General features: G+C 65.6%; 9 protein-coding genes. 4 read left to right on the plus strand and 5 right to left on the minus strand.

Annotation, left to right across the window (positions count from 1 at the left end; genetic code table 11):
* Positions 1–2 precede the first annotated feature (2 nt).
* From AC1DTW_RS16775 to AC1DTW_RS16790, 4 genes are read left to right on the plus strand one after another with little or no spacing between them, the layout of a single operon-like run.
* A complete protein-coding gene (locus AC1DTW_RS16775) occupies positions 3–1,025 on the plus strand; it encodes a branched-chain amino acid ABC transporter permease (RefSeq protein ID WP_477982402.1) in 1,023 nt (340 codons plus the stop codon).
* On the plus strand, positions 1,012–1,767 hold the full coding sequence (locus AC1DTW_RS16780) for an ABC transporter ATP-binding protein (RefSeq protein ID WP_477982403.1): 756 nt from the start codon (positions 1,012–1,014) through the stop codon (positions 1,765–1,767). The genes AC1DTW_RS16775 and AC1DTW_RS16780 overlap by 14 nt, the downstream gene beginning before the upstream one ends.
* The gene (locus AC1DTW_RS16785) at positions 1,764–2,486 is read left to right on the plus strand and encodes an ABC transporter ATP-binding protein (RefSeq protein ID WP_477982404.1); all 723 of its coding nucleotides are present in this window, start codon (positions 1,764–1,766) and stop codon (positions 2,484–2,486) included. The genes AC1DTW_RS16780 and AC1DTW_RS16785 overlap by 4 nt, the downstream gene beginning before the upstream one ends.
* A gap of 25 nt (positions 2,487–2,511) precedes the next feature.
* Positions 2,512–3,396, plus strand: a complete 885-nt coding sequence (locus AC1DTW_RS16790; protein ID WP_477982405.1) for a helix-turn-helix domain-containing protein — start codon at positions 2,512–2,514, stop codon at positions 3,394–3,396.
* 27 nt (positions 3,397–3,423) lie between these two features.
* Here the strand turns inward: AC1DTW_RS16790 and AC1DTW_RS16795 are convergent, their stop codons facing one another.
* The 5 genes from AC1DTW_RS16795 to AC1DTW_RS16815 all read right to left on the minus strand — a co-directional run.
* On the minus strand, positions 3,424–5,262 hold the full coding sequence (locus tag AC1DTW_RS16795) for a tannase/feruloyl esterase family alpha/beta hydrolase (RefSeq protein ID WP_477982407.1): 1,839 nt from the start codon (positions 5,260–5,262) through the stop codon (positions 3,424–3,426).
* A gap of 210 nt (positions 5,263–5,472) precedes the next feature.
* Positions 5,473–7,251, minus strand: a complete 1,779-nt coding sequence (locus tag AC1DTW_RS16800) for a SulP family inorganic anion transporter (protein WP_477982408.1) — start codon at positions 7,249–7,251, stop codon at positions 5,473–5,475.
* 35 nt (positions 7,252–7,286) lie between these two features.
* Positions 7,287–8,648 carry a sigma-54-dependent transcriptional regulator gene (locus AC1DTW_RS16805; RefSeq protein WP_477982409.1) on the minus strand — a complete coding sequence of 454 codons (1,362 nt, stop codon included), beginning with the start codon at positions 8,646–8,648 and terminating at the stop codon, positions 7,287–7,289.
* 7 nt (positions 8,649–8,655) lie between these two features.
* Positions 8,656–10,371, minus strand: coding sequence for a sensor histidine kinase (locus tag AC1DTW_RS16810; RefSeq protein WP_477982410.1), 1,716 nt, complete (start codon positions 10,369–10,371; stop codon positions 8,656–8,658).
* Between the two features lie 159 nt (positions 10,372–10,530).
* A partial coding sequence (locus AC1DTW_RS16815) for a cytochrome d ubiquinol oxidase subunit II (protein WP_477982412.1) occupies positions 10,531–10,779 on the minus strand: 249 nt, incomplete at its 5' end.

The raw sequence follows: 10,779 nt of genomic DNA on the forward strand, positions 1-10,779 counted from the left end.
CCATGCCAACCTCCAATCGTTCCAAGGCGCTGTTCGTTGCACTCGCGTTTGCAGCGCTCGCGTTGTTCCCGTTGGGTGCCGGCAATTACGGCCTTGACCTGGTCACCAAGATCATGGTCTTCGCGGTCTTCGCGCTGAGCCTGGAATTGCTCGTCGGCGGCACCGGCCTGGTCTGCTTCGGTCAGGCGGCGTTCTTCGGCATCGGCGCGTACGCGGCGGTGCTGCTGTCGGGCCAGGGCGCCGCGCCGTCGCTGTGGTGGTTGCTGCCGGCCTGCGTGCTCGCTGCGGCGATGTACGCGCTGGCCGTCGGGGCGCTCTCGCTGCGCACGAAGGGTGTGTACTTCATCATGGTCACGCTCGCGTTTTCGCAGATGGCCTATTACGTGGTGCACGACACGCCGCTGGGCGGCGGCACGGACGGCATCTACCTGTACGCGAAGCCGGTGCTCTGGGCGGGCCTCGATCTGAATGGATCGCGTGTCATGTACGCCTTCACGCTCGCCTGCCTGGCGGCGACCTTTGCGTTCCTCGCGGTGCTGCTGCGGTCGCGCTTCGGCCGGGCCCTGGCCGGCATACGCGTCAACGAACAGCGCATGCGCGCCACGGGGTTCTCGACCTATCCGTACAAGCTGGCGGCATTCACGATCTCGGGCGGCATTGCCGGATTGGCGGGCTTCCTCTTCGCGGTCAAGGACGGCGCGGTGAACCCCGAACTGCTGGCGTGGCACCTGTCGGGCGAGGTGCTGATCATGGTCATCCTGGGGGGCATCGGCCACTTGCGTGGCGCGCTGATCGGTGCCTTTGCGTTCGCGCTCCTGCAGGAATTCTTTCGCTCCGAAGCGATCTTCGGCGCCTTTGCAAAGCACTGGCAGCTGGGTCTGGGCCTGACCATCATCGCCAGCGTCGCCCTCCTGCCGCGCGGGCTGGTCGGACTCCCGGGCCAATGGCGCGAACGGCTGGTCGGGCGCATGACAGGCGTTCGCGCCGCATCCGGTCACACGGGAGTGCGTCATGAAGCCGCCTGAGGTCTTGCTGCGTGCCAGCGCGCTCACGCGACGCTGGGGCGGGCTGGTGGCGGTGAACGCAGTCTCGCTCGAACTCGAGCGCGGCACCGTGCATGCAGTGATCGGCACCAACGGCGCGGGCAAGTCGACGCTGATCAACATCCTGTCTGGCGAGATCGCGCCGTCGAGCGGCAGCGTCGAACTGTTGGGCCAGGACGTGACCGCGTGGACGCAGCCGCGACGCGCCCGCTGCGGCCTCGGCCGCAGCTACCAGCGCAACACCATCTACCCGAGCTTCAGCGTGCTCGAGAACTGCCGCCTGGCGGCGCAGGCCCGCGCACAGAAGCCCTGGGCCTGGTGGCAGGACGCCGGACGCTGCGACACCAGTGGCGCTGCCGCACGCGACGCCGCCTCGCGCGCGGGGCTCGACCCATTGCTCGAACGCTCGGCCGGCCTGCTGTCACACGGCCAGAAGCGACAGCTCGAAATCGCGATGTGCCTGGCCACGCGACCGCAGGTGCTGTTGCTCGACGAGCCGTTGGCCGGCATGGGCGCCGAAGAGACCGAACGCATGCTCGCGCTGCTCGCGGCACTCAAGGCCGAACACGCCATCCTGCTGGTCGAGCACGACATGGACGCGGTATTCCGCATCGCCGATCGCATCACCGTGATGGTCGACGGCGCCGTGATCGCCTCCGGCACACCCGACGCGGTGCGCAGGAGCCCCGAGGTACGGGCCGCTTACCTGGGGGAACACGCATGAACGGCTTGGAAGGCGAGGCGATCGTCGACGCCAAGGGCGTGCACGCCTGGTACGGCTCGAGCCATGTTCTGCACGGCGTGGACTTGCAGATCCGACGTGGCGAGACGGTCGGCCTGCTCGGCCGCAATGGCATGGGCAAGAGTACGTTGATCCGGACTCTGCTGGGACATGTGACGCAGCGCGCGGGCGAGATCCAGATTCTGGGTCAGGACGCCAAGAAGGCGCGTCCGCACGAGGTCGCGCGCCTCGGTGTGGCCTACGTGCCCGAGGGCCGCGGCGTCTTTCCGAACCTCAGCGTGCGCGAGAACCTGGTGATGGCCGCGCGGCGCGGCCGCGACGGGCGGAATGACTGGTCGCTCGAGCGCGTGCTGGAGACCTTTCCGCGCCTGAAGGAGCGGCTCACGAACCTCGGTGCGCAATTGTCGGGTGGCGAGCAACAGATGCTGTCGATCGGCCGCGCCTTGATGACGCACCCCGAACTCGTGATCCTCGACGAGGCGACCGAAGGGCTGGCGCCACTGATCGTCGCCGAGATCTGGCGGGTGATCGGACAAATCCGCGCCAGCGGCATCGCCACGTTGATCGTCGACCGCGACTACAGAAAGGTGCTGGCCCACAGCGATCGCGCATTGGTGTTGCAGAAGGGCCAGGCGATTTTGCAGGGTCGTGCCAGCGAGATTGCGATCGATCCGGGACTCTCAAACTGTCTCGGTGTCTAGCTGTCCGATGCCGAGCGAGGCACCCATGGAGAAGCCGGAACGCGAAGCCATCTGCAACGCGTCCAGGGTGGCCACCAACGAAGCTGGCGAACCGGTGCTGCGGCTTCCGGCACGCTGGGGCGGGTTGCCGCTGGATCTGTTCCCGATCCCCGGTCGCGAAGAACGAGGCGCCGCCGGCACGGCCGCGCCGGTTCTGCTGCTCGCAACGCATGGCGCCGGACGCCGCTGGTATCGCTACAGCAGCGGCCGCAGCATCGATCTCGGCACGGCGCCCGGAATGATCGAGCTGTATTCACGCGACTACGAATACGAAGGCGCGCGCTGGGACGGGCAAGCTGGTCAATGCATCGGCGTGACGCTGTCCCCGCAGGTCGTCAACCGCCTCGTGCGGGATGCACCGAGCCTGAACCTCAGGACTGCCCATGAGGTGTTCGACGCGAAGCTCCAATGGCTGGTGCAGGAGCTGTTTGACGAGGCTCTGCGTGGCGCGCCTGGCGGGGCCCTTTATGCAGAAGGGCTGTCGTGTGCCCTTCTGGGTCGTCTTGCAGAACACTACGCCGGACCAGAAACGAGAGCGCATCCCATCGGGCACATGTCACCGGGTGCCCGGCGTCGGGTGATCGAGTACATCGAAGCCAATCTGGGCAACGACCTCGGCCTGGCCGAACTGGCCCAGGTCGCCGGCATGAGCACGTCTCACTTCGCACATTGCTTCAAAGCGAGCCTGGGCACCTCGCCTTATCGCTATGTACGGCAGAGGCGCATCGACGCCGCGACGCGCATGTTGGGATCGTCCCTCCTGCCGATCGCCGAAATTGCGCTGAGCCTGGGCTTCTCGAGTCAATCTCACTTTACCCAGGCGTTTCGCGAGCACACCGGCATGACGCCTGCGGTGGCGCGTGGATCCTGAGGCTTCGCGTTTCGGGACAGGCCAGCGCTACTGACAGGCGTAGCTGCCGGCAGACTTCACCGAGCCCGTTCCGCTGTAGGTGATCTTCTGCGGGAACACGCACATCGGCAGCGAGACGCTCGAATCCGACGAGCTGACGTCGATGCGACCCGGCACGGTGCCAGCCTCGACCCAACTTTGCAGGGCCACGAACATTTCATCGCGTCCGAGGGCGGACTGCGGGACCGGGACGTTGGTGCCGGCCTCGAGTCGCCCGGTGTGGGCCAGACCAGGGATGTGGAAGAACCTGAAGAACTTCTGTGTTTCAGTGGTTCCGCCCATCGCGGCAGTCGCTCGAGCGTAGTAGTTGTCTGACCCTTGCGGAGCGATCAGGTTGTCGGCCATGCCGTGGTACATGATCAGCTTGCCCTTGCGGTTGTTGAACGCGCCGAGGTCAGGATTGTCCGTATTGATGTTGGCGAACTGCGGCTGCAGAACCAGACCCTGGTAGGCCGCGACCGTCAGTCCCGCATAGTCCAACGTCGTCCATTTGCTGGTGCCGTTGCTCACTGCGTTGGTGAAGAGCGGCGTGCCGAACGACGGGTCCTGGAGTTCAAGCGCCACCTGGTCGGCCGCGATCGGAAACGCCCCGCCGAACGCTCCGAAGGCACCGGCGGCATCACCGGCCAGCAAGCCCAGGAAGGTTCCGCGAGCGAGCCCGAACCACATCTGGTTGTTGCCGACCAGATGCGGCCCGGCGGCGTTGTCGGTCGCCGGGTCGGGGACGCTTCCGTCAGCCGTCTGGCCATACCAGATCTTGTTGATGACGGTCGCCTCGGCCAGGTTCACGCAACTGGCGGTGTCGGTGTTGGTGCCCGTGACGCCGCCGTTTCCCGCCACACCGGCGCACAGCGCGGCAGCATCCTTGGTCGGATCGTAGTGGCAGGCGTAAGGGTCCACCAGGAAGCCCAGTGCACCCCCTCCACACGCGACGATCGACGCCCCGGTCACGGCGTTCAACTTGGCGCCTGACATCGCTGCGCCCAGATCCTGCAGCATGGCCACTTGCGGATAGAGCTCGTTGGTGATGAATCGCGTCCAGTTGATTGCTGGCGCCCCATCCAGAATGCCGTCGAAATCGTCGGGATACACCTGGGCAAGCTTCAGACCCTGGCGGCCGCCGGTCGAGAAGCCATCCCAATAGGCGTACTTGTGAGACTTGCCGTAATAGGTCTTGGCAAGCGCCTTGGTCTTGTCGGCCTGCTCGTGAAGGCTGCGCTCCGAAAAATCCTTCCAGAGCACGGTGTTGAGGGTGCCGTCGGGGTTCATCGCGAAGGATGCACTGAGCGCACCCGGCTGGCCGGCGACGGCCATGTGACCATGGTCGGACGTGGAGACGACGAATCCTTTGCCTGCAGCCGCCACGTGCATGTCGCTGTCACTGCCGCCGATGACGGTGGGATCCGCCTCGGACGTGCCCGCCCATCCGCCGCTGCCGTAGGCGCGGATGCGCTCGTTCCAGTGGGCGGCCGTCGGCAACCAGACCTCGATGCCGATGCCTGCCGATGTCGATGGCGCGCCCGTCGGGCCGGGGTTCCCCGGGCCGACCAACAGCTTGACCAGGCAGAGGTCGACGGGAGCCTTGCCGGGCGCCGGTGACGCGGGGGTGGCCGCGAGTGCGATGGAGTCGCCCTGCTTGAATGACTTGACGAGGAGGACCGTCGTGTTCGCGTCCGGCTTGAAGGCGGTCTTCAATCCGTCGTCGCAGGCAAGCGCGGTGGGCGTCGGGGCGGCGCTGTCGCTCCCGCCGCAACTCGCCTGCAGGATGGTGGCCGTCGCCACGGCCACCAGCGTGGCGACCCGAAGCCATGATGCATTTGAAGGCATGTCAGAAATTCCTTTGAAGTCGTCGCTGAGTCCGGATTCCGCCGAGTGACGCGGCGTTCATCCGGCAGCTGATCAGGATAGGCACGAGCCGCGCGTCCGTCTGTCGGAATGGGACCGGGCGTTAGCAGAATCCTGCGATGCGGGCTTGGGGCTTTCCTTGGTTTCTCGCCATTCGCTGCCAGCGAGCCCGCGGGTTCCTGCCGCAGCCGATCAGGCCTCGTCACGCCTCGTTGCACCGGCCGTCGCCAAAGCCGGCGGGGCATCGTCAGCGGCGCGCGGTCTCCCGTTCGGCAACGCGATATGGCACTGTGGAAAGATCCGTGCCGTGCAGTGGCGGCAGATCTCTGAATCGAGCTGGGGATACAGCACGGCGATCGCATCGGCGCCGTGCGGAAGGACATTCTCCTGGCCGATCACCTTGAGATAGCCGCCACGCTCGAGCACGTCGAGTACCGCGTCCTTCATGAACCAGAAGTACAGGCCGCCGCCCATCTTTTGACGACGCGCCGCCTCACGACTCAAGAGCTCGGCGCCCGAGATGTCGACCACATTGATACCGCTCGCGGCGATGAGCAGCCGCCGCTGCTCCGGTCGTGCTCGATCGACCCGATGAAACGCATCCTCGATGTGTTCGACCGCTCCGAAAAAGATCGAACCATTGATGCGCAGCATCTTCAGCTGCGGGCAGTCGGGCAGACCCGTGTCGGCATCGAAGTGATAGTGACCACCCCGAAACTCAGGCTTGACGTCGCGTATCCCGGGCTGTGCCGCCTGCTTCAGGAACAAGAGCAGCGACAGCAACACACCGGCATAGATGGCAGTCTGCAGACCGAGGAACAGCGCCGCCAGCAGCGTGACGATCATGACCGACGCTTCGCTGCGGCTGGTCGCGAAGATGGACTTCATGCGCCGCACGTCGATCAAGCCGTAGGCGATGAGGAAGAGGATTCCGGCGACCGTCGCCAACGGCAGATAGGCGGCAAGCGGCGCCACCAGCAGCACGATGCCCACGAGCATCATCGATGAAAAGACCGATGCCAACGGCGTCTTCGCGCCTGCCTCATAGTTCGCGGCGCTGCGATTGAAGGACCCTGCCGACGCGTACGACGAGAAGAAGCTGCCCACCAGGTTCGACAGCCCCTGCCCGATGAACTCCTGGTTGGCGTCGATGCGATGGCCGGAGCGGATGCCGAGGGTGCGGCCGACGCTGATCCCGAGCGTCAGGCTCAAGATCGTCGTGGCCAGCGCCGTGGGAGCGACCTTGGTGAGCGTGCTGATCGACAGGTCGGGGATCGTCAGCGGCGGCAGCTGTGCCGGCAGCGCGCCGACGGTGCGGATGGCCGTCACGTCGTGCCCGAACACGGCATCGAGCGCGAGCGCCGCCAGGCTGCCTGCGACCGTCGCGGTGATCATGAACGGAACCTTCGTCAGATACCTCTTCGCCAGCAGCCCCGACGCGATCGTGAACACGCCTACCGCCGTCACCCAGGGGTTGACATGCCCGAGCTGGAGCACGGTCTGGCGCAAGGTCTGCACGAACGACGCGTCCGCAGGCATCGGGATGCCGAGGAACGACTTCAGCTGCTGCGTCGCGATCAGGATCGCGGCACCTGCGCTGAAGCCCACGATGACCGTGTGCGAGATGAAGTTGACCAGGGTGCCGAGGCGCGCCAGCCCCATCACGAACTGGAACAGGCCGGTCAGGAAGGTGACAACGAGCACCAGGCTGATGTAGTCGCTGCTGCCCGGCGTCGCCAGGTGCCCGAGGCTCGCGAAGAGCAGGATCGCGACCGCGTTGGTCGGTCCGGCGACCATGTGCCAGCTCGACCCGAACAGCGACGCCAGCGCCGGCGGCAGCATCGCCGCGTAGAGGCCGTACTGCGGCGGAAGGCCGGCCAGTATCGCGAAGGCGACGCCCTGCGGCAGCCCGAGGATGCACCCGGTGAGTCCGGCGAGCAGATCGGCCTTGAGGGTCGACCGATTCACCATCGGCCACCAACGAAGGAAGGGCAGTACGCGCTCGATCACTTGAATTCGTCCGCCACCAAACCGAGCTTCCTGACCTTGTCAGAAAGGGTTTGCCTTGCAATGCCAAGTGCGGCGGCGGTTGCGGATTGATCGCCTCGATTGCGTCTCAGTTCTTCAACGATCATCGCGCGCTCGAATTTCTCGACCTGCAGCGGAAGGCCGTGCGGCAGTCCGGGCGCTCGTTCGCCTGCGCTTCGTGCCATCGTCAGCCTGTCACCCAGCAAGCCCAGGACGAAACGGTCGGCCACGTTTCGCAATTCGCGAACGTTGCCAGGCCACGCGTAAGCCATCAGGTCGGCGAGCTGCGAATTGTTGAGCACCGGCGCCGCGCGCTCGTAGCGACTGGCGGCAAGAAGGACGAAGTGCTCGAACAGCAAGGGAATGTCCTCGCGGCGTTCGCGCAGCGGGGGCAGCTCTATGAAGGCGACGCCAATGCGGTAGTACAGGTCTGCCCTGAACTTGTGCTGATCGCTCAGCAGCTTGAGATCATCCTTGCTCGCCGCCACCAGACGGCAGTCGAACGGAATCGGCTTGTTCGATCCGATTCGCTCGACCGTGCGCTCCTGCAGTGCTCGCAGGAGCTTGATCTGCACGGCGGTCGGCATGCTTTCCACCTCGTCGAGAAACAGTGTGCCGCCATGCGCATACTCGAACTTGCCGACCCGGGCTCGGTTCGCACCCGTGAACGCCCCGGCTTCGTGTCCGAAGAGTTCGCTTTCCGCCAACGATTCGGGCAAGCCGCCGCAATTCACGGGCACAAAGTGTTGCCGCCGACGCTCGCTGTGATCGTGAAGGCAACGCGCCACGAGTTCCTTGCCGGTACCGGTCTCGCCGTAGATCAGCACGTCGGCCGATGTCTGGGCGAGGGTCATCACGGTACGTCTGACTTCCTGCATCTGAGCCGAGCGGCCGATCAGGGCAGCCTGAATGCCATGCCAGTTCTCCAGCGCATCGTGCAGCGTCCGAACCTGCAATGCCAGCTGGCGTCGCTCCACGGCGTGGCGAACGATGGCGATCAGCCGCTCGGAGGTGAACGGCTTCTCGATGAAGTCATACGCACCGTCGCGCATCGCCCGCACCGCCATCGCAATGTCACCATGGCCCGTCACGAGCACCACCGGAAGTTCGGCGTCGATCGCGCGAATCTCCGGCAACCATTCGGTGCCGCTCATGCCCGGCAGACGAACGTCGCAGACGACGATGACCGGAGCGTCGAAAGCGACATGTGCACGGGCTCGCTCCGCACTCGCATAGGACTCGACGACGAAGCCCGCCAAGGTCAGTGCCTGTGCGGTGCTGACCAGCACATCTTCGTCGTCTTCGATCAGAAGGACTCTGATTGAAATGGCTTCGCTCACTGTGGTGCTACTCCTGTGTCCTTGCGATCGGCAAATTGACGGTGAAGCATGCACCGCCCTTCTCGCGATTGATGGCGGCGAGTGTGCCGCCGTTGGCGCGCACGAGTTGTGCCGAAATGACGAGCCCCAGGCCCAGTCCGGCGCCAGCAGGCTTGCTGGTCACGAAAGGCTCGAACAGCCTGGCGAGGATGTCGGCGCGAATGCCGGGCCCGTTGTCTGACACGGTGACGATGGCCCGATCGGTCTGCGCTCGCGCCCGGATCGTCAACAGGGGGTTCGGCGTGTCGTGCATGGCCTCGATCGCGTTCCGCACCAGATTGATGATGACGCTGCTGATCGCCGACTCTTCGGCCAAGACGCTGAGCGCCGCGGGCTCGACATCGACTTCGAGGGCCATGTCGCGATCTTTCAAATCCGCGACGACCATGGCTTGCGCATCGCCGATGATCCTCGCAAGCAGCACCGGCGCGAGCGGGGCCTCGCTCTTGTGCGCGAAGGTCTTCAATCGCGAGGTCAAGCGCCCAAGGCGATCGACGATGCCCGCGATGCGGCGCAGGTTGGCTCGAACGTCGTCGCGGCGGTCCTGGTCCAGCAGAATGCCGGCGCTGTCGGACAGCGTGCGCAACGCGGTGAGCGGTTGATTCAATTCATGCACCATGCCCGCCGACATCTGCCCCAGCGCAGCCAGTTTGCCGGCATGGATCAATTCGCTCTGAGCCGCGCGGAGTTGCGCGGTGCGTGCCACGACGGTCGACTCCAGATTGTCATGAGCCTCTTGCAGCGCGGCCTGGTTGGCCAGCTTCTGACGCACGGCGCGCCGGCGCTGCCGCAGGGTCACGGCCGCCAACAGCAAGACTGCCATCGCCAGGCCCGCCGTGACCGCCGCGTAGCGCGCCAGCACCTGCGTGGGCTCGAGATCGTCCAGCGTGATCAGGCGCCACGGCGCATGCTGCAACGCGCGATTCGAAGCGAGATACGTCACGCGATCCAGCGCAACCAACTGCGCGTCCGGCGAGAGCGCGTTCTCGACGGTCCAGTGCAACGGTTGCAATGCGCCTTCACCATAGGGGCGGTATCGCTGCACTTCTGCCCGCTGGCTGGCGTCCAGCGGTGCCAGGGGTCGGTACTTGAGGTCGTCGCGCGTCGACAGGATGACGACGCCTCGCTCATCGACCAGCAGCACTTCGCCCGGCAGCTTGCGCCACGCTTGTTCGGCCTGTTCGATGTTGACCTTGACGGCCACCAGCCCGCGTGAGCGCTCGCGTTGGCGCAGTGCGTACGACAGGTAGTAGCCCGGTTTGCGGCTGGTGATTCCGACGCCGTAGAAGCTGCCGCGCCCGCGCGCCATGGCTTCAGTCACGTACGGTCTGAATGACAGATCCTGGCCAACGGTCGTGCCCGGTTGGTCCCAGTCGGACGCCGCGAGCGAAACCCCGCTGGCATCCAGCACGTAGAGCATCTCGGCGCCGGCGGTGGAATTCACCCCGTTGAGGTAGCGATTGACCGCATCGCGAAGCTTGCCGTCCGACGGGGTGTCGAGCAATCCCGGCACAGCCGGCGTCATCTCGAGCAGCGCCGGCAGGTAGTCGAAACGTGCCAGATCGGCGTCGAGTCCGGTGGTCAGCATGTCCAACCGATGCGTGGCCGCATCCCGCAGGCGCGACAGACCCGTCTGCAGGGTCAGTTGCTGACCCGCGTACGCCGCCGCTGCGACCAGTGCCATGGCAGCGCCCCAGCGCGTCAGATCGGGCCAGGAACGCATACTTCTGTGGGCAGCGTCGGACGGACGGTCGAGTCTGTCGAGATCATGCTTCATGTATCGCACAACGCGCTGCGGGCCGCATCGGTGGGTGCCCGGTACCCAATGAGTTTGACTCGCCCTTCACGCGTACTTCAGCTCGCCGGTCTTGCCGCGGAAGACGCGGTACGACAGCACCGTGTAGCCGGCGATCGCCGGCACCGAGATGCACACGCCGATCAGGATCACCTTCAGTGCCGCGGGGCTGCTCGCGGCCTGCCAGATCGTCAGCTGGCCGATCACGACGAACGGGTAGATGCTGTAGGCCAGCCCGAGGAAGCCGAGCACGAACACGACGATCAGAAGCACGAACGGCAGCCAGCACACCGCACC

It is taken from the genome of Rhizobacter sp. P5_A1, from assembly GCF_056400745.1.

Excerpts from the sequence above, each read along its gene's own strand:
- AC1DTW_RS16775 (WP_477982402.1), top strand. The coding sequence starts at position 3 with ATGCCAACCTCCAATCGTTCCAAGGCGCTGTTCGTTGCACTCGCGTTT.
- AC1DTW_RS16780 (WP_477982403.1), top strand. The coding sequence starts at position 1,012 with ATGAAGCCGCCTGAGGTCTTGCTGCGTGCCAGCGCGCTCACGCGACGC.
- AC1DTW_RS16785 (WP_477982404.1), top strand. The coding sequence starts at position 1,764 with ATGAACGGCTTGGAAGGCGAGGCGATCGTCGACGCCAAGGGCGTGCAC.
- AC1DTW_RS16790 (WP_477982405.1), top strand. The coding sequence starts at position 2,512 with ATGGAGAAGCCGGAACGCGAAGCCATCTGCAACGCGTCCAGGGTGGCC.
- AC1DTW_RS16795 (WP_477982407.1), bottom strand. The coding sequence starts at position 5,262 with ATGCCTTCAAATGCATCATGGCTTCGGGTCGCCACGCTGGTGGCCGTG.
- AC1DTW_RS16800 (WP_477982408.1), bottom strand. The coding sequence starts at position 7,251 with ATGGTGAATCGGTCGACCCTCAAGGCCGATCTGCTCGCCGGACTCACC.
- AC1DTW_RS16810 (WP_477982410.1), bottom strand. The coding sequence starts at position 10,371 with ATGGCACTGGTCGCAGCGGCGGCGTACGCGGGTCAGCAACTGACCCTG.